17 protein-coding genes and 1 pseudogene are annotated in these 18,571 nt (G+C 37.7%); 14 read left to right on the forward strand and 4 right to left on the reverse strand.

Translation table 11 applies throughout. The features are described from left to right. The first annotated feature begins 90 nt into the window (after nt 1–90). The 9 genes from V7108_RS08220 to V7108_RS08260 all read left to right on the forward strand — a co-directional run bounded on the left by V7108_RS08220 (nt 91) and on the right by V7108_RS08260 (nt 10,343). Nucleotides 91–1,920: a sigma-54-dependent Fis family transcriptional regulator gene (locus V7108_RS08220; RefSeq protein WP_335567854.1), complete on the forward strand. Its 1,830-nt coding sequence runs from the start codon at nt 91–93 to the stop codon at nt 1,918–1,920. A gap of 172 nt (nt 1,921–2,092) precedes the next feature. After that, entirely contained in the window at nt 2,093–3,427 is a 1,335-nt protein-coding gene (locus V7108_RS08225) for a GntP family permease (RefSeq protein ID WP_335512901.1), read from the forward strand. A gap of 34 nt (nt 3,428–3,461) precedes the next feature. Continuing rightward, the gene (locus tag V7108_RS08230; RefSeq protein WP_335567855.1) at nt 3,462–4,376 is read left to right on the forward strand and encodes an NAD(P)-dependent oxidoreductase; all 915 of its coding nucleotides are present in this window, start codon (nt 3,462–3,464) and stop codon (nt 4,374–4,376) included. An 18-nt stretch (nt 4,377–4,394) separates the two neighbouring features. After that, nucleotides 4,395–5,918 (forward strand): CoA-acylating methylmalonate-semialdehyde dehydrogenase, encoded by a 1,524-nt coding sequence (locus tag V7108_RS08235; RefSeq protein WP_335567856.1) that lies wholly within the window; start codon nt 4,395–4,397, stop codon nt 5,916–5,918. Between the two features lie 63 nt (nt 5,919–5,981). Then, nucleotides 5,982–6,965: a quinone oxidoreductase family protein gene (locus V7108_RS08240; protein WP_335567857.1), complete on the forward strand. Its 984-nt coding sequence runs from the start codon at nt 5,982–5,984 to the stop codon at nt 6,963–6,965. Between the two features lie 190 nt (nt 6,966–7,155). Beyond that, nucleotides 7,156–8,130: an NAD(P)H-dependent flavin oxidoreductase gene (locus V7108_RS08245; protein ID WP_335512921.1), complete on the forward strand. Its 975-nt coding sequence runs from the start codon at nt 7,156–7,158 to the stop codon at nt 8,128–8,130. A 281-nt stretch (nt 8,131–8,411) separates the two neighbouring features. Next, nucleotides 8,412–9,545 carry a XylR N-terminal domain-containing protein gene (locus tag V7108_RS08250; RefSeq protein WP_335567858.1) on the forward strand — a complete coding sequence of 378 codons (1,134 nt, stop codon included), beginning with the start codon at nt 8,412–8,414 and terminating at the stop codon, nt 9,543–9,545. Nucleotides 9,546–9,586: 41 nt separating this feature from the next. After that, on the forward strand, nt 9,587–9,784 hold the full coding sequence (locus V7108_RS08255) for a hypothetical protein (protein WP_335567859.1): 198 nt from the start codon (nt 9,587–9,589) through the stop codon (nt 9,782–9,784). A 34-nt stretch (nt 9,785–9,818) separates the two neighbouring features. Further along, nucleotides 9,819–10,343 carry an FAD synthetase family protein gene (locus V7108_RS08260; protein WP_335567860.1) on the forward strand — a complete coding sequence of 175 codons (525 nt, stop codon included), beginning with the start codon at nt 9,819–9,821 and terminating at the stop codon, nt 10,341–10,343. Between the two features lie 163 nt (nt 10,344–10,506). Here the strand turns inward: V7108_RS08260 and V7108_RS08265 are convergent, their stop codons facing one another. The 3 genes from V7108_RS08265 to V7108_RS08275 form a co-directional block, all read right to left on the reverse strand. Next, on the reverse strand, nt 10,507–10,629 hold the full coding sequence (locus V7108_RS08265; RefSeq protein ID WP_335567861.1) for an anti-repressor SinI family protein: 123 nt from the start codon (nt 10,627–10,629) through the stop codon (nt 10,507–10,509). Nucleotides 10,630–11,213: 584 nt separating this feature from the next. Next, nucleotides 11,214–12,521 carry a M14 family zinc carboxypeptidase gene (locus V7108_RS08270; protein WP_335567862.1) on the reverse strand — a complete coding sequence of 436 codons (1,308 nt, stop codon included), beginning with the start codon at nt 12,519–12,521 and terminating at the stop codon, nt 11,214–11,216. Between the two features lie 369 nt (nt 12,522–12,890). Continuing rightward, nucleotides 12,891–13,418: a CarD family transcriptional regulator gene (locus V7108_RS08275; RefSeq protein ID WP_335567863.1), complete on the reverse strand. Its 528-nt coding sequence runs from the start codon at nt 13,416–13,418 to the stop codon at nt 12,891–12,893. A 299-nt stretch (nt 13,419–13,717) separates the two neighbouring features. On the opposite strand from V7108_RS08275, the gene V7108_RS08280 reads away from it, so the two are divergent. From V7108_RS08280 to V7108_RS08295, 4 genes and pseudogenes are all read left to right on the forward strand, one after another. Continuing rightward, nucleotides 13,718–14,560 (forward strand): ABC transporter substrate-binding protein, encoded by an 843-nt coding sequence (locus V7108_RS08280; protein WP_335568132.1) that lies wholly within the window; start codon nt 13,718–13,720, stop codon nt 14,558–14,560. Nucleotides 14,561–14,954: 394 nt separating this feature from the next. Next, the gene (locus V7108_RS08285) at nt 14,955–15,356 is read left to right on the forward strand and encodes a GNAT family N-acetyltransferase (RefSeq protein WP_420489179.1); all 402 of its coding nucleotides are present in this window, start codon (nt 14,955–14,957) and stop codon (nt 15,354–15,356) included. 12 nt (nt 15,357–15,368) lie between these two features. After that, nucleotides 15,369–15,488, forward strand: a pseudogene (locus V7108_RS08290) (dihydrofolate reductase family protein); the annotation flags it as partial. Nucleotides 15,489–15,823: 335 nt separating this feature from the next. Continuing rightward, nucleotides 15,824–16,045, forward strand: a complete 222-nt coding sequence (locus V7108_RS08295; RefSeq protein ID WP_335567865.1) for a hypothetical protein — start codon at nt 15,824–15,826, stop codon at nt 16,043–16,045. A gap of 56 nt (nt 16,046–16,101) precedes the next feature. On the opposite strand, the gene V7108_RS08300 is transcribed toward V7108_RS08295, so the two are convergent. After that, nucleotides 16,102–16,728, reverse strand: coding sequence for a DUF2238 domain-containing protein (locus tag V7108_RS08300; protein ID WP_335567866.1), 627 nt, complete (start codon nt 16,726–16,728; stop codon nt 16,102–16,104). Between the two features lie 192 nt (nt 16,729–16,920). Here V7108_RS08300 and V7108_RS08305 point away from each other — a divergent pair, with 192 nt between their 5' ends. Then, the gene (locus V7108_RS08305; RefSeq protein WP_335567867.1) at nt 16,921–18,525 is read left to right on the forward strand and encodes a catalase; all 1,605 of its coding nucleotides are present in this window, start codon (nt 16,921–16,923) and stop codon (nt 18,523–18,525) included. Nucleotides 18,526–18,571 lie beyond the last annotated feature (46 nt).

An 18,571-nucleotide genomic window follows, 5' to 3' on the forward strand; every position in this document is an offset into this window, starting at 1 on the left:
TATAAATATTTCTAAATATTATTTATATTTTCAATATATATAGTATACGAGTAATATGGATTTTACTTTTGAATGGAGGGTAACTAACCTATGAAACATCACCTAGAAGAAGAGAGTAATGATTTTTATATCGAAAAATTGCAAGTTGGACACTGGGTAGATACGAATATTCTTTTTTTACCTCCTACAACTAGTTTAAAAGATGCAGCAGAATTTATGATAAAACAACAATTAAATGAAGTGGCGGTTACGGATGAAAATCGTCACTTTCTTGGTATATTGTCTTTAGGTATGGTAACGAAAGCTTTATTAAAAGATGTTTCTCCGGATATATCGATTGAGAACCATTTTGACAAACAGGCTAAAACTTTATACTTTCAAGAAGTATTATCGATTGTTTCATTAACAAAAGGGAGTATACCAGTTGTTGATAAACAAAATGTATTGCTAGGCATGTTAAATCAACATGATGTTTTAGATGGATTAGAAAAAACTTACCAAGAGTTAGAGCGATTGGAAAAGACTATCGAATGGTTGAGTATTTGTTTTGATAATGTCTCTGAAGGAATTGTAGTGGTTAACGAAAATGGGTTCGTCAAAATGATTAATAAAGCATATTGTAATTATTTAGGAGCTGAACAAAAGTCAGCAATCAATCAACATGTTGTAAATATCATTGAAGGCACACGATTACATATGGTCATTCAAACGGGTATTCCTGAACATAATCAAGTTCAATTTTTGCAAGGTCAAGAAGTCGTTGCCCACCGCATCCCTATTTGGAAAAACAATAAAATCATCGGGGGAATAGGTATCCTTGTTTTTCAAGGAGTTTCTGAACTTTATACCATTTTTGATAGAATTCAGGAATTAAATGGAACAACGGACCTGACATCCGTAAATATTGAACAGCCAAAACGAAAAGAAGAACCGACTACTTTTAACCAAGTCATTGGAAAGAGCGAACGGTTTATCCATGCAAAAAACATTGCCCGGCGTGCTGCACAAACCTCTGCCTCTATATTAATTACCGGAGAAAGCGGCGTAGGAAAAGAGATCTTTACAAAGGCTATTCATTCCCTGAGTAAATATAGTGAAGGTCCGTTTATCAGTGTGAACTGTGCTTCGATTCCAGAGCATTTACTTGAATCTGAACTATTTGGATATGAAGAAGGTGCGTTTACTGGTTCGAGAAAAAAGGGGAAACCAGGAAAATTCCTTTTAGCCCATAAGGGGACATTGTTTTTAGATGAAATTGGAGATATGCCTTTACATATGCAATCAAAAATATTACGTGTTTTACAGGAACGGGAGGTAGAACCAGTAGGAGGTTCGAAACCGATTCCCGTTGATTTCCGGCTCATTGCGGCTACAAACTGTTCAATTAAGGAAATGGTAAAGGAAAATAAATTCCGAGAAGACCTATATTATCGTATCAATGTTATCCCCATTACGATTCCGCCGCTAAGAGAAAGAAAAGAAGATATCCCACTTTTGATTGGGCAATTTATGAAAACAATCTGTGAGAAATATCAAATACCACTGAAAGATATAAGTAAAGAAACCGTTGCGGGTATGATGGAATATACATGGCCAGGAAATATCAGAGAGTTATTTAATGTGATGGAAAGGCTTATCACATTGGTAGATGGTCAAGGAATTTATTTTGATGACTTTCAACGCTACTTCTTGGAACGGAATAAAACGAATAAAGAACAGGCAATCGAGTATCAAATGTTGGAGAGGGAAATTGCCCCGATTACCTCCTTACATACACTGAAACGCTCTGAACTACAAAAGGAAAAAGAGCTTCTCATACAAATACTAAAAGAAGAACAAGGGAATAAGACACGTGCGGCTAAGAAGCTAGGTATTTCAAGGGCTACTCTATATAATAAAATAAAAGAGTTCAACCTATAAAAGTGTCCAATCAATTAAACGTAGTGTCTAAACTTTTAAACATTTTGTCTAATAGTTTAGACGCTTTTCGTTTTAAATGTTTCGAATATTTACTATTTTCCCAAAGATGTAAGTTGGCACACTTCTTGCAGTATAAAGGTTATAAATACAAACAATGATTTGGGGGTGTCGCATGCTTAGTTTTATTGGTCTTTTCCTAAGCTTGGCTTTATTAATTCTATTTACAATGCGAGGAGTAAATATTATTATTGCTGCCGTTCTCTGCTCTACTTTGCTTGCGTTAACAAGTGGTTTGTCCTTGGAGAAAGCGCTTACGGAAAATTATATGACTGGATTCACTGGTTATTTTGCTTCATGGTTTCTCGTATACCTATTAGGCGCTATTTTTGGAAAGGTAATGGAGGAAACGAAAGCCGCAGATTCCATTGCGGAATGGGTAAAAGTCAGAGTGGGTGCAAAACGAGCAGTCTTTGCCGTTGTGGCGGCTTGTGCATTAATGACATATGGGGGAGTAAGTATTGCAATCGTTGGTTTCTCTGTTTATCCGATTGCTGTTTCCTTATTCAAAGTAGCCAATCTGCCTCATCGATTTATCCCTGCAGCGATCGTTTTCGGATCCATCTCTTTTACGATGACTGCACCGGGATCTCCGGAGGTTCAAAATCTTATTCCAATGCAGTTCTTTGGAACACAGCCTACTGCAGGAGGATGGATTGGTGTAATCACTGCGATATTTATCATGGTTTCAGGGGGCTATGCCCTTAAGTACATGGTTACAAAGGCAGTGAAAAATGGAGAGTCGTTTGCCTTACCAGGTTCGCAAAAAGGAAGTGGAAGTGCCCTTTCTGAAGTGGCAGCAGCTTTAGAAACGCAAACAAATGAAAAACTGCCGCCTTTCATTTTAGCTATTTTGCCATTAGTCATGGTTGTCGCGGTATTAAATGTTGCTTCAAGGTTTATTTCTCCAACTGCAGCCGCATTATTAGGTTTATTCTCAGGGGTCATTGTTGGATTAGTCTTAATGAATCAATACTCTAGGAAGTATAGCGCCATCTTTGGAAAAGGCAGTGAAAACGCTATTGTAGCAACGGCAAATATATGTGCGGTCGTTGGTTTCGGTGCGGTAGCCCAACAGTCACCCGCTTTTGGATCAATTGTCGATTCACTTGTGAGTATGCCTGGAATGGCATATGCCGGATTAGCAGCAGCTGTAACGATTATTGCGGGAATAACAGGTTCAGCATCAGGAGGACTTGGAATTGCACTACCTATTTTAGCACCTGCCTATATGGCACAAGGGCTTGATCCAGGTGCGATGCATCGGATTTCATCGCTTGCTTCTGGCGGACTTGATTCTCTTCCTCATAATGGATATATTGTCACAACCATCCGTGCCGTATGTAATGAAACGCATGAGAAAGCATACATGCCTATCTTTGTTCTTACAGTTGGAATTTCATTGATTGCACTCGCACTAGCTGTCTTGTTATACACATTCATGGGTTAGTAATCGATCAACTTAATAAAGGAGGAATAATAATATGAGTAACCTATCAAAGATTGCCTTCATCGGGTTAGGGAATATGGGCCTTCCGATGGCTATTAATCTTGTAAAAGCGGGGTATGAAGTTTATGGAGTAGATACGATTTCAGAGGCTGAACACAAATTTTCGCAAGCTGGCGGAAAAATCGGAGTGGCTCCTGCTATTTTAGCGAAGGAAGTAGACATTATTATGACAAGTCTTCCAACGCCACAAATCGTAGAGAAAGTGTATCTGGGTGAAAATGGAGTGATAGAAAATGCACACCCTTTGCTAACAATTATTGATTTTAGTACAATCTCTCCTCAATTAAATGAAAATGTCTATACTGTTTCAAAGGAAAAAGGGATTGACTACCTAGGTGCTCCCGTAAGTGGAAGTGTATCTGGTGCAGTGAATGGAACTCTTACCATCATGGTAGGCGGAGAAAAATCTGTTTATGAAAAATCCCTTCCAGTTCTGCATGTACTTGGAGATAATATCTTCCATTTAGGTGAAAGTGCTGGTACTGGAACGGTTATTAAACTATTAAATAATCTAATGATCGGCTTCTATACGGAGGCAGTAGCTGAAACCGTTGCATTAGGGGAGCAGATGGGTGTAGATGCACAAACGATCTATGATGTATTAAGCGTAAGTTTTGGGCAAAGCAGAATCTATGAAAGAAACTACAAAGGGTATATTGCTCGAAACGACTTTAACCCTGGATTCTCTACAAACCTATTACTAAAAGACCTAAAACTAGCAAAACAAATGGCGGCGGAAGTTGGAAGCCCTCTCCCGATTGGGGATCAATTAATTGATTTATATACAAAGGCCGTTGAAAAAGGATATGGTCCACAAGATATGTCAGCAGTCTATCTAATGGTAAAAGAGTCTATTGAAGAGAACAATCTAGTAACATCAAAAAATTAATTAGGGGGAGAAATGAATATGACTACTACAACACAAGGTACAGTAAAAAAATTAACCCATTTTATTGGCGGTGAAATGACGCCAGGTAAAAGTGAACGCTTCGGGGAGGTATATAGCCCATCTACAGGTGAAGTCATTGGATTATGTCCTCTTGCGTCAACAGAGGAAGTAGATAAAGCGGTTGTAGTGGCTCATGCTGCATTCGAAAAATGGAAGAAAGTATCTTTAGGAAAAAGAGTAGAGGTTCTTCATCGTTTTAGAAGTTTATTAGTGGAAGAAACGGATCGCCTGGCTGAAATGATTGGTTTGGAAAGTGGAAAAACAGTCGCTGATGCAAAGGGAGAAATTGTTCGTGGAATTGAATCTGTTGATTTGGCGATCAATGCCCCACATTTGTTAAAGGGAGAATACTCCGTAAATGTGGGGGGAGATATTAATTCGTTCTCGATCAAACAACCATTAGGCGTCGTGGCTGCAATCTCTCCATTTAACTTTCCAGTTATGGTACCACTAGCAATGACATCTATGGCGGTAGCGGTCGGAAATGCCGTAATCTTAAAACCATCCGAAAAGGTTCCGAACTCTGCCTTATATATATCGGAGCTTTGGAAAAAAGCTGGCTTGCCGGATGGAGTTTGGACCGTTATCAATGGAGACAAAGAAGCTGTAAATACGATCCTAAAGAATCCAAGGATTCATGCGATTAGTTTTGTTGGATCTACCCCGGTTGCTGAATACGTGTACACGGAAGGAACCAAAAATAATAAGCGTGTAGCAGCTTTCGGCGGCGGGAAAAATCATATGATTATCATGCCTGATGCAGATTTAGATCAAGCTGTAACGGCATTTCTAGGTGCTGCATACGGATCTGCTTCACAACGTTGTATGGCTATTTCTGCAGCAATGCCTGTTGGGGAAAAAACAGCTGAAGCATTTGTAACCAAATTGAAAGCTCGTGTAGCAGAGCTTAAAGTGGGAGCATATACAGATGAAAGTGCAGACTTTGGGGCTGTCATTTCGCAGCAATCAAAAGATACGGTTCTCAAGTATATTAATGAAAGTCTTGAAGAAGGCGCTGTTTTAACCGTAGATGGTCGTAATCCTGAAGTGAATGCACCAGAAAAGGGATTCTACTTAGGAGCCACTCTTTTAGATCATGTTACTCCAGATATGAAAATATACCGTGATGAAGTATTTGGGCCAGCACGTATCGTCGTACGGGTTAGCACCTTAGACGAAGCGATTAACCTAATTAATAGTCACGAATTTGGTAATGGGGTTACCATCTACACTGAGAGTGGTCCTGCCGCAAGAAAGTTCACACAAGAAATTGAAGTAGGAATGGTTGGTGTGAACGTCCCGATTCCAATACCAGTCGGATACCATAACTTTGGAGGATTAAAACGTTCGAAATTCGGTGAAGCACACATGTTTGGACCAGATACAGCACGCTTCTTCACAAAATCTAAAACGGTATCAGAAAGATGGCCCGAAGCCAAGGAAGAAAGCAAGACAGAGTTTGCTTTCCCTAGTAGTAATTAATAATTACGTTATTCGTGAACATCATGTTTCACTCATAATTATTAATCGATTGGAGGAATATGTATGAAGGCAATTGTTATCAAAGAATTTGGTGGTCCTGAAGTCTTAAAAATTGTTAATCTGGATACTCCTTCAATCAGCACAAACCAACTATTAATACGCGTAGAAGCAACTAGTGTCAATTTTGCTGATATACAGACAAGGCAAGGTACCTATCATGCGGCAGGGAAGCCTCCAATTATTCCTGGTTTAGATGCCGCAGGAATCATTGAGGCTGTAGGTTCAGATGTAAAAGGCTTTAAAGTGGGACAACGAGTGATTGCTTTTCCAAAAACCGGATCATATTCGGAATATATCACGGCAGATGAAAATCTTACTTTTGCCATCCCAAATAACGTTGATTTTCGGACAGCAGCAGCAAGTCCAGTCGTTGCTTTTACGGCTTATAAACTTCTCGCCGATGTAGGCAGGGTGCAACCGGGTGAAACGGTTCTGATCCATGCAGCGGCAGGAGGCGTTGGGACGACAGCGATCCAGCTGGCGAAAATCTTAGGTGCGAGCTGTGTTATTGGAATCGTAGGAAGTGAAAGCAAGGTTTCGACTGCGATAGAAGCGGGGGCAGACCATGTCATTTGTAACGAGAAGGATGAATTTGCGCCTAAAGTTAATGAACTAACCAATGGAAAAGGAGCCGATGTCATTTTAGACTCCATTTCTGGTAAAGTGACAGAAAAGAGCCTGGATTGTTTAGCGATGTATGGGCGTTTGGTCAACTTTGGGAATGCGAGCGGTGATTTCGGTCAATTTATTACGAAAGATTTGCATGCCAGCTGTCGAGCTGTTCTAGGATTTAGTTTAGGTACGACGAGAAATAACCGTCCGGAACTATTACGTGAACCGGCTAAACGGTTAATGAGTTATTTAGCAGAAGGTCGTTTGAACATGAAGGTCGGAAAAAGTTTTAAAATGGAAGAGGCAGCAGAAGCACATCGTTTGGTGGAGAGCAGAAAAAGCACAGGAAAAGTTTTATTGGAAATGAACAAATGATGTGAGTCGGCACTTCTTGACATCGTTGTGGGAAGTTAAATTTTATGCAGAAAGATCAAGTCGTTATATTGAAAGGATGCTTTGCTTCTATCAGGGAGTAAAGCTTTTTTTCCATTTATGTTGCAGGCTTTTCAGAATTAATTATTAGTTTAATATATATCTTATTCAAAGAAATGGAGGAGAAGAAATGATGAAAACACGAGTAACAGAGATTTTCGGAATTAACTATCCAATTGTACAGGGAGGACTTGCTTACCTCGCCTATGCTGAACTGGCGGCAGCAGTTTCGAATGCAGGTGGACTCGGACAAATTACGGCGGCTACACTACGTACACCTGAAAACCTGCGGAATGAAATTCGTAAAGTGCGAACACTAACAAATAAGCCATTCGGTGTAAACTTTGCAATTGCGAGACACGACGGTCAATATCAGGAGTTGCTTGAAGTTGCTATTGAGGAAAAGGTACCGGCCATATCTATAACTGGGGCTAACCCACAACCTATCTTTGAACGGATTAAAGGGGAGAACATAAAAACGCTTGTCCTTGTAGCAGGTGTTAGACAGGCACAAAAAGCCCAAGAACTTGGTGCAAATGCGGTAATGGCGGTTGGGCAGGAAGGTGGAGGACATTTAGGACGTGATGGAATTGGTACAATGGTGCTTATTCCGCGTGTGGTTGATTCTGTATCAATCCCAGTATTGGCAAGTGGAGGCATTGGAGATGGACGAGGTTTATTGGCGTCATTGGCTCTAGGAGCAGAAGGAATTGAAATGGGTACTCGCTTTATTGCAACCCAAGAGTGTATTCATGCAAATGAAAAATATAAGCAGGCAATCCTTCATGCCAAAGAGACGGATACAGTAATTATTAAAAAAACAATAGGCTCACCAGGACGAGTTTTGAAAAATGACTTTGCTTTAAGTATTATCGAACGCGAACAGGGAGGAGCAACTTATGAGGATCTGAAAGAAGTGATTAGCGGTGAAGCTAATTGCAGGTATATCTATGATGGAAATGAATCAGAAGGCTTCGGATGGGCTGGGCAGGTAATAGGGCTTATCAACAATATTCCTACGGTTCAGGAATTATTTGATGAGATAATTCTAACAGCAGAAAAAGGATTAAGTCATATAGGTAATCTTTTCGAAAGAGCGGACGAATAGATTATATTACTATATTTATTGCAAAATTAGGAAAGGGGAAATTATTTTATCTCGTTTCCTTACAAGTGTATCCCACAATCATAATAAAAAGAGACACACACAAATGTTGTTTTCTAACGTTTGTGTGTTTTTTTTGTTTGGAGAACGATTAGATTATAGCTTTAGTTTTTGGAAGTCCAATTTATTACAAAAAAGAAATGAATTAATTATCAGAATATACACAAAATGGTGAATTATGTTACAACTGCTCTAACTCCCAAAATGATAGGAAGGTGATAGATTTGACTTATAATTTAAGTACTTTAAATGGTGAAAAAATAACTTTCCTGCCTGAAAAGGGGCAAATTTGCCTTGAAGATGCCCGGTTTTTATTAGTTAGTGCTGACGGTCTCGGCACCCTTACGAAGGATTTAATTTCTACCTTAGGCAGGGATCGGGCTAAAGGATTTTTACTTCGATATGGCTGGACTTGCGGATATAATGATGCACGAATAGCGCAAAGACAAAATCCAGACCATTCAGAGTTATCCTTACTTTACCATGGGGCATATCTTCACTCACTTGAGGGAAGTACACATGTTAATGTTTTAAAAGCAGAGATTAATCTTGAAGAAAAACACTGTTTGATGGAAAGTACTTGGTCGAATTCACATGAGGCAGAACAATACTGTCGTCATTTTGGTCTTTCAGAAGAACTGGTCTGTTGGACTTTAACAGGGTATGCAAGTGGTTTTGCCAGCGCTATATTTGGTCAACGTGTACTTTTTCGAGAAGTAAAGTGCGTTGGTATGGGGGACCAGTATTGTCAGGTTATATGCAAACCTGTGGAGGAGTGGGGGACAGAATTAGAAGGTGAATTAGACTATTTTACCGAATCCAAAATTTCTGAAGAACTTGAAGAAGCCCATCGCCGGATCAAGAAACAAAATAAATTCCTTAAACAAGTTATGGGAATCCATGAAGAGTTAAATCGCTTAATCTTAGAAGGTGGACACCTTAAGGATATAGTCGAGGTTGTAGGAAACACACTAGGAAACCCCATTATCGCAGAAGATCGGTATTTGGAAACACTGGCAGCCTGGGCTGAACCTGGAAAAGAACTCTCCTCATTTTTACTTTCTTCTATAGAACCTGCTTCTGATTTCATTCGTAAACAGCTTGCAATCATAAAGAGAGAAAAGAAAACGATTGATATAATCTGTAAGGATCATTCACTATTACCTCGTACGGTGACACCAATTATAATAGAATCAAATGTATATGGTTATTTGTCCATTATCCATTCAACTAAAGTGAATATTGAATTAATACACCTGATCGCTGAACGTGTAGCGGAAGTAATCGGCTTTATTCTCCTTCAGGAGCGTATGATATTTGAAACAGAGAATCGGTTTAAAGGTAAATTTATAAGATAGAGGCTGGTCCTGGAAAACATGGTGTCAGTCAAGCGTACTTTATGTATGTTTTCGAGCCAGGCGGAAATCGCGTTGAATTATTCGGGGATTCTGGCTATCTTATTTTGGATCCTGATTGGAAAACGGTTACTTGGAATGAGAATGAGCTAGAAAAAGGAGTCATCTGGTACGGATCAGCGCTTCCAGAAGAGTATTTCCTATATGGGACTCCAGACGCTTCAAAAGTACAAGTGAAATAATTCTTCATTAAAGAGTAGTGCGGAGGTGAACTGAGTGAAGGTACATCAAGGGGGATCATTATTTTTACCTTCCTCGATTACCGCCATTGGCGCGTTTGATGGTGTCCATCTTGGTCATCAAATGTTGATTGAAAGATTGGTGGAGAGAAGTAAGAAATTGGGTGTACCAAGTGTGGTCTATACATTTGATCCACCACCTCGTATTTATTTTAATGACGTTAAACAGTTGACTTTAATTGAGGAAAAAGTAAAGAGGATACATGCTCTGGGTGTAGTTCATGTAGTGGTTGCCCAATTTAATAAAGATTATTTGAACCGCAGTGTGCAGCAGTTTATAAATGATTTACTTGCCTTTCATCCAATTGAAATAATCGTGGGCTCGGATTTTCGTTTTGGAAAAAATCGGAGCGGGGGAATCGAGGAGTTAAAGCAATATTTTCAAGTTTACTTAATGGATAGCATTTGCTGTGCTAAAGGGAATGTTATTTCTTCCACCCGAATACGCGAACTGCTACTATCAGGTAAAAAGAAGGAAGCGGAAATATTGTTAAACTGGTGACCCTTTGCTGCTTGATGAAAACATGTTTATAATAGAATTTTAAAACATTCAGGGCCCTTCTGGAAAATACAGAAGGGTCATTGTTGTCGCATATGAAAATGATTGAAACGAGGCAAATAAATGCGAAGAATGAGCTTATATTAAAAAATACTCATTAAATTGTCTAAGAGGATTGCTTTAGGAAATCCTTGATTTCATCAAAAGAAATTCCTAAATTTCTTGCTTCTACTATCAGTTCTAGCCATTCTTTATCTAGTTCTTTATCACCAATTAAAGCAGTGTCCATTCTATTTATGTATCCTCCTAAGATTAAAAGACATTTTAGTTAATAACCCTATATCCAAAGGTTCACAATTTTATTTTGCACATTCAAGATAATCATAGCTTAAGAGTTTTGAGGCGCATTTCTTACAAGTTACTTTGCCTATTTCGGCAAACTTAATTTGTTTAAGTGTTTTCCTTTTAATAACCAAATCGGAATGATACTTTAGACCACATTCACAGGAATTTAAATCTTTTACAATATGAACCCTTTTTTTCTGTTTTATTAGTGGATATAACATTATTACTTCACGCCTTTTTTTATAAAACGTTCTTTATTTAGAACTGCTATTGATGTAATTGTAGTTTAATTTCTAGAATTTGTAAATGAATATATGGAAAAAACATCCAAATTTATTGGAGTTAGAAAATGTCTTTTGAACCTATTAAAACTTCTTTAAATTTCTATAAATAGTACTCACAGCACAGTGTCTTAAATGCAACTGCAAAAAAGAGCTGACCCAAAAGTAATATTTAATAGTACTTTTGGGTCAGCCTCAATGATATTCATCTTAGAAGAATTTATCAGTAGTAACGATGGTTGATTAATTAATCTCTCGTAGTAGGATCTTCAATTCTGTTAGTTGATTCTGGAATCGCGTCATAAATCGCTGTATCCACATCATGAATTGATCCGTCTGCAAGCCCTTTAAATACCTCAAATAATGGTACTTTTACTGTTTCCTTCAGCATGCCGGCTTGTTTTTGTCCTAGTGTTTGGGTTTGTCCTTTAATTTCAATCAGCATGATGGCTGCATCATTTAAAGCAAACGCTCCAAGTGCTGTACCTGGAAGGTTAACGTCAGGATATTTTTGAATGGCGCCATAATGTGAGTTCCCTCTTTGAAGAGCAAGATTGGCCAGTGCATTCACTTGTTTACCTAGTTTTAAGACGTCCGCATCTACTTCATAGTGTTTGCCTGTAAAAGGATCCGTGTAAGGATCTGCCACTACTGCAGCTACTTGAACAGGAACGGATCTATTGTCCTCATCTGAAAGTGTATTAAATCCACGGTGGTGAACATCAACAAAAACATCAGGTTTAAATTCCTGAAAAACTTTTGTTACTGTACGTGCTTCAGCTGTTACATAAAAACCACCATTATTGCTGTTATTGGTTGCTCTATTATTCAGGAATTGTGCTACTTCGGCTGGATCTTCATTTTCCACCCTAAAATCCAAATTTGGATTATAGTCACGGTTCTGGTCGTAACCAGGGATTCCATACACCACACGGCCATTATTTGCCTGACCTCTTTCACTGCCATCCGCATTATAGTACCAAGGTGCCAGCGTACCTGCAGGCAAATCTATATTTTCTGGAAGCCAAGTTTGGTGTGTATAACGAGTAGGGTACCATTTACCTTCAAAGGTATTATCTGATCCTTCGGGATTAATTCTTGGCATAACCCAAACGGAAACTTTTTCCAGTATTTTATTGATTTCCTGTCCACCGCTTGATAGTTTTTGAATAATATCAATGGCAGCCTCTGTTCCAATTTGCTCGTTGCCGTGAATTTGCGTCGTAATTAAAATTCTTTTTTTGTTAGGACCGGCGTCACCGAATTTAACAACATACAATGGATCACCTTTATCTGCTTCTGTTTGATATCCATCTGATGAAAGGTTAGAATATCCGACAACTTCTAGCCTCATTTTCCCTTTAGAGGATGCTTCAAGTTTCTGTAGAGTTTTAGATAGTTCCTCATTTGACATGTAACTAGATAAAGAGATATTTTGTTCTCCCTCAATATAAGGTCCATTTGGATTTGATTGAGGTCCAGCCAATGCAGTAGATGAAAGTGTCATGGTTAATGCCATTGCGGCTGGAATAACAGCCTTTGAAAACTTTTTCATAGAAATTCCCCCCGTTATGTAATAGGTACCATTTTTACTATTTCGAGAATAGAAATAAATGGTAGTTATTAAATATATTACCAGAGGGTAGCGTGAATATTAACTGAAAAGTCATTATATTTGGAAAATAAGTCAATAGAACTTGTCTATCATTTCATTTTAGACCATATTACCCAAAGTACCCTTATAGATAGATGGGTTTTTTATACTGTTTTCATAAATTTAGCAGTTATTTTCTTTAGTTATTGTAGTGAAAATGACTTTATATTACTTGCGAATCATTTGTAAAAACAAAAAAACACTCATAAATGTTGTTAACTCAACATTTATGAGTGTTTTGGGTTGTTGAAGCAAAATCCTTGTCCTTCATTAACAAATATCTTGAATCGTTGTTTTGTCTTGAATACGTAACATGCTCTTAATCTTTTCAATAATAACGTCAGGAGAAGTATGAAGTGTGATGGCCAATTCTTTAAACAAGATATTTTGTATGGTATTTAAAATTCTACTATCTTGCTGATAAAACTTTCTTTTCCCCATTTCAATTTCATGCTTTTTCCGCATCAGGGTATTGGCTACTTTTGCAATATCCATTCGATTTCCAGTATTTACAATATTTTTATACACTTGGACACGTAATTGCGGCTTTTCAATCCAATTAATTCCTGCTGAATGAAATGATTCTAAAATTCTTTCAGCTTCCTCTTGTTCCATTAATTTAACTTTTCCGATGTTGTCATTATCTACAGGGGTATTAATCGTTAATTTCTGATTATTTTCAATCGGATGTAATACATAGTAAGTCTTAGTAATCCCGGCATATGTCTTATCAGAGATATCATCCACTCTGCATATACCATGTCCTGAATAGACGATTAAATCACCAATCTTAAACATAGTGCTACCTCCTATTTAAAAGTAATATCAAATTGGTTGATAAACTTATTATACCATCATTTTTGAATTTTGTAAACCAAGTTGACAAAGTGAATGTATTTTTATGCAAAAGTATACAGTTATCTGTTACAGACTTTTCCTCTATCTATTTCCCGAATTTTGCGAGGCAGGTACTCCAATCAAAAAATATTATAAAGAGATAATAAGTTTATCTTATTATCACAATAGTTTTCCGATATTTCCGATTATTACGTGAATTATATATAGTAAAAATAGGCTAACAGCGTGATGAGATAGGAATCTTTCAAAAATATGGTGTCGATGTTCAGTTTGGAAGTTTTAAAGGTGCGCAGCCAATGTCTATCGCTGTTCAAACGAATGAGGTAGAAGTGGGAACAGGTGCATTTACAGCAGGTTTATTTAATCTATTAATGGAAGGGGACTCCCCTATTCGAATTGTTGCGGATGGCACTCAAGAAAAAAAGGGTTATCCTTCAACAGCTTTGATTGTTACAAAAGAGCTTTATGATAGTGGTGTAACCACGATTGAAGCGTTAAAAGGTAAAAAAGTCGGGATTACTCAAAACGGTGCTTCTGTACATTATATGCTAGGTAAGGCACTTGAAACAGCAGGATTAACCTTCAAAGATGTTGAGGTAACCCCATTAGGATCGTTAGGTAATATTGCAGCTGCACTTGAAAGCGGACAAATTGATGCTTCGTCATTGCCAAGTACCTTAGTTGAAAAGTTGGTGGCAAATGGTCAAGTAGAAATGCAAGCAGCAGGCGTCTATTTCTCGGGTAAAATGATAGAGAATAAAGATTTAGCAGTTCGATTCCTTGCTGGTTACTTTGAATCTACAAGATATTATTACAATAATGTCCTCAAAGCTACAGACACAAGTTCAGAGGACTATAACCTCGATCTCCAAATATTAGCGAAACAAACAAGTATTCCAAAAGAAGGTATAGCAAAAAATTTAAATTATATTGATGAAAATGCAGAGTTCTGGGCTGAAGACTTGAAAACTTGGTCTGATTGGTATTTAGAAAATGGATTAATCCAAACACCGCTTGATATAGAAAAAGTAGTAGATAAAGAGTTATACAACGAGGCGTTAAAATTAATAGAAAAGCAATAATAGGAAAAGCCGATTTAGATGTGATTTTCACTCTCTAAATCTGCTTTTTTTGAGATGTAGAAAATGATATTTTTAGAGCATTTAAATACATATAAATTTTAACTGAATAACAAGAATCATTAATTAAGAAAATCATGTATAAACACTAATATTTATTCATGTTTGTGAAGTGATGCTTACTGCACTAACTGGCAGAAGAGTTGAAGAAGAACATCTAACAAACATATAAATGAAATCTTATGAAACGTCTTTAATAATTTATAATTACCCTTATAGTATAAAGCTGTTAGCATAGAATGTAACGAAAGGTTTACTAAAAAGAGGAGGGGTTTTATTGGAGGCAGAAATAAGTTTTAGAATAGCTACTGAAAAAGATTTAGATAGTATTGTTGCAATGCTTGCTGATGATGTTTTAGGAAGTAGGCGTGAACGTTATGAGCATCCACTTCCAATTAGTTACATAAAAGCATTCGAGGCTATTACATCCGACCCTAATAACGAGTTAGTAGTGGCATGTGACGGTAATAATGTAATTGGGGTGCAGCAAATTACTTTTACACCATACATAACACACCAAGGTGGATGGAGAGCTACTATCGAAGGAGTGAGAACATCAGCTTCTGTAAGAGGTAAAGGCGTAGGTACTGAACTTATTAAATGGGCAATTCAACGTTCAGTAGAACGAGGTTGTCATTTAGTACAACTAACAACTGATAAAAAAAGACCAGATGCGTTAAGATTTTATGAACGGTTAGGTTTTAAAGCAACACATGAAGGTTTAAAGCTGAAACTTTAAGGAGGCAGAACTATGTCTACAGAGGTAAAGCGAAGAAGAGTTATTTTAGATTTAGCAGTTACGTTAGATGGTTTTATTGAATGGCAAAATGGAGAAGTTGATTGGTGCATAATGGACTCGGACATGGAATTCATTAATTAATTAAATTTAGCGAGCTCAGTGGATTGGGAAAACAAACATTCTAGCTTAATGATCAATAAATAGTAAAAAACAGCTGGCTTAGATGGATCGGCCAGCTGTTTGTTTGTGTCTGATTGATAGAGCGAGAACTGCGATTTAGGGATTGTATGGCATCTTCTATTGCAAATGTTGTAGTTTATCGGAATTAGCAACCGAGTAGATTGTCTGAACTCGATTGCCACTAAAAGCAAAGGAGTACACATATTGTAAGTAATCATCGAGTGTTAACATCAGTCCCGGCAGACCGTTGATAGAAGTATAGGTAATAATTAACGGGAGGAGTTAAGTTGAAAAAACACTTTACCAAAAATAATATTTCTGAGATGGTTAAAAATGAAAAGAAATTATGTTATCGTGTGCATTATTGGAACAGCAGTAATGCTTTTTCTACTTCATGTAAAGGAAGTGATAGTTTATCCATTAAAATAATTTCTAGTGCCTCTCATAATGCAAATTATGATAACTTTAGGAATTTAATGATCTACTCAGTTCTTTTGTGCAATCAATAAAATTTAGGTGCCTGTAACTTATCGAATGCGACAAATTTCGAGTAGTGACAGGCACTTTATTTATTATCAAGATTTTTCAATTGCCTATAAAGGATCTTTGTGAAAAAAAGCGAAAGAATTGCCCCTGCGAGTAAAAGTGCCATATCCTTCTGGGAGTCCCATATGTCTCCTTGCATACCTAAAAAGTCTTTTGTGGCTTTTCCTTCTTTTCCTATTTTTGTACCTAACCATTCAATGATTTCGTATAAAGCCCCTATTGATAGTGTTATACATACAGCAATTATATTTGTCGTTTTACTTTTTAATAAAACTGTTTTCCTTAATAATATCTCGATTATAACGATGACCATAAGCCCCTTAAGAAAATGACCAAACCGATCATAGTTGTTTCGTTGTAAATCAAAATAATCTTTGATCCATGTAAAGAGAGGAACTTTGGCGTAAGAATAATGCCCTCCGATAAACGTCAAAATGACAAGAAGAGTAATAATGACATAGGAAACAGTGGTAAGCCGAAACTTATTGTAGCTTGATACCAAGAATAGTAAAACCAACACGGAAGGTGAAATCTCCATCATCAAAACCCTATAACCTTCCTCTGGTTTAATTAGAGACCAAATAAGAACTAGCAACACAACAAATAACAAGAGAAAATGTATCGAACTACCTTTTTTACGTGACATTCAAATCACTCCATCAGAAAACATGATGTATATAGTATTAGCTAAACAATTAAATAGTATAGATGCGGTTAAAACGAAGACATTAAACTACCTTGATTAAGATTTAGTTTAATATTTCTTCCAAAATAATACATAACAAACTCCATTTGGAAAAGAATAAAAAGGATTTTTCCAAGTTGTGGAGGGTGAAAAATGGTAGAAGAAAATAAGAATAAAGAGAAGCTGGGTACTGGTGAAGGGAATGATTCCTTAACCAATCGCCAAGGTCATCCCGTAACCGATAACCAAAATACCAGAACCGTAGGAAACCGAGGGCCTTCAACCCTTGAGAATTATGACTTCATCGAAAAGATCTCTCATTTTGATAGGGAAAGAGTACCTGAGAGAGTGGTTCATGCTCGGGGAGCTGGTGCCCATGGATATTTTGAGGCTTATGGAAAAGCAGGGGATGAGCCGATTGCAAAATACACTAGAGCAAAATTGTTTCAGGAAGCGGGAAAACGTACTCCAGTCTTCGTTCGTTTTTCAACGGTAGCAGGTGCAATGGAATCACCGGAAACGGCACGGGACCCTAGAGGCTTTGCTGTGAAATTTTATACGGAGGATGGAAACTGGGATCTTGTCGGAAATAATCTGAAAATATTCTTTATCCGAGACGCGATGAAATTTCCTGACATGATTCATGCATTTAAGCCGGATCCGGTTTCCAATTTAAGTAATCCTGAACGAATGTTTGATTTTCTTTCTGGTACACCAGAAGCGACACATATGGTGACATTTCTTTTTTCTCCTTGGGGAATTCCTGCAAATTATCGCCAAATGCAGGGATCAGGTGTCAATACATACAAATGGGTTAACAAAGATGGAGAGGCTGTGCTAATTAAGTACCATTGGGAACCCTTGAAACAAGGTATTAAGAACCTTACTCAAAAGGAGGCAGATGAGATACAAGGTAAAAATGTAAGCCATGCTACACAAGATTTGTATGAGGCTATTAAGAATGGTGATTATCCTGAGTGGGAGCTTTGTGTTCAAATCATGAGCGATGATTACCATCCTGAGCTGGATTTTGATCCATTGGACGATACCAAATTATGGCCGACTGATCAATATCCATTCTTAAAGGTAGGAAAAATGGTTTTAAACAAGAATCCAGAAAATTATTTTAATGAAGTGGAGCAGGCTGCATTCGGTACAGGAGTATTAGTCGATGGATTGGATTTTTCTGATGATAAAATGTTACAAGGCAGAACTTTTTCCTATTCCGATACACAGCGACATCGGGTGGGCACAAACTATTTACAGCTTCCGATTAATGCACCTAAAAAGCGTGTGGCCACCAATCAGCGAGGGGGACAAATGTCCTATCAAGTGGATGTAGGATCTGATCAAAATCCACACGTAAATTATGAGCCTTCCGTTATCGGTGGGTTAAAGGAAGCTGAACAAATAGGAAAAGTCCATGAGCCACACTATAATGACAAATTGGTCCGCGAAAAAATTGATCGTCCAAACGATTTTGGGCAGGCCGGTGAAACGTATCGGAGCTTCGAGGACTGGGAAAGAGATGAGCTCATCAGTAATCTTGTCGATGCACTGAAAGTTTGCAGGCCAGAAATTCAGGATAAAATGATTGAGTATTTTACGAATGCCGACGAGGATTATGGAAAACGAGTCAAAGATGGTGTAGCAAAAGCGATGGAAATGAGAAAGGATACTACACATACAAGCACAGCTGAAGCAGATGAGACGACACAAAAGGCAAAACAAATGGGACATGAAGCAGATCCATATTAAAATCAAAAGACCGAACTTTTAGTGAGTTCGGTCTTTTGTCGTCAAG

Origin of the sequence: Neobacillus vireti (assembly GCF_036962345.1) — a bacterium.
Lineage (GTDB): Bacteria > Bacillota > Bacilli > Bacillales > Cytobacillaceae > Neobacillus > Neobacillus vireti_A.

Coding starts and splice junctions, on each gene's coding strand:
- V7108_RS08220 (WP_335567854.1), top strand. CDS start 91: ATGAAACATCACCTAGAAGAAGAGAGTAATGATTTTTATATCGAAAAA.
- V7108_RS08225 (WP_335512901.1), top strand. CDS start 2,093: ATGCTTAGTTTTATTGGTCTTTTCCTAAGCTTGGCTTTATTAATTCTA.
- V7108_RS08230 (WP_335567855.1), top strand. CDS start 3,462: ATGAGTAACCTATCAAAGATTGCCTTCATCGGGTTAGGGAATATGGGC.
- V7108_RS08235 (WP_335567856.1), top strand. CDS start 4,395: ATGACTACTACAACACAAGGTACAGTAAAAAAATTAACCCATTTTATT.
- V7108_RS08240 (WP_335567857.1), top strand. CDS start 5,982: ATGAAGGCAATTGTTATCAAAGAATTTGGTGGTCCTGAAGTCTTAAAA.
- V7108_RS08245 (WP_335512921.1), top strand. CDS start 7,156: ATGAAAACACGAGTAACAGAGATTTTCGGAATTAACTATCCAATTGTA.
- V7108_RS08255 (WP_335567859.1), top strand. CDS start 9,587: ATGTATGTTTTCGAGCCAGGCGGAAATCGCGTTGAATTATTCGGGGAT.
- V7108_RS08265 (WP_335567861.1), bottom strand. CDS start 10,629: ATGGACACTGCTTTAATTGGTGATAAAGAACTAGATAAAGAATGGCTA.
- V7108_RS08270 (WP_335567862.1), bottom strand. CDS start 12,521: ATGAAAAAGTTTTCAAAGGCTGTTATTCCAGCCGCAATGGCATTAACC.
- V7108_RS08275 (WP_335567863.1), bottom strand. CDS start 13,418: ATGTTTAAGATTGGTGATTTAATCGTCTATTCAGGACATGGTATATGC.
- V7108_RS08285 (WP_420489179.1), top strand. CDS start 14,955: ATGCTTGCTGATGATGTTTTAGGAAGTAGGCGTGAACGTTATGAGCAT.
- V7108_RS08300 (WP_335567866.1), bottom strand. CDS start 16,728: ATGTCACGTAAAAAAGGTAGTTCGATACATTTTCTCTTGTTATTTGTT.
- V7108_RS08305 (WP_335567867.1), top strand. CDS start 16,921: ATGGTAGAAGAAAATAAGAATAAAGAGAAGCTGGGTACTGGTGAAGGG.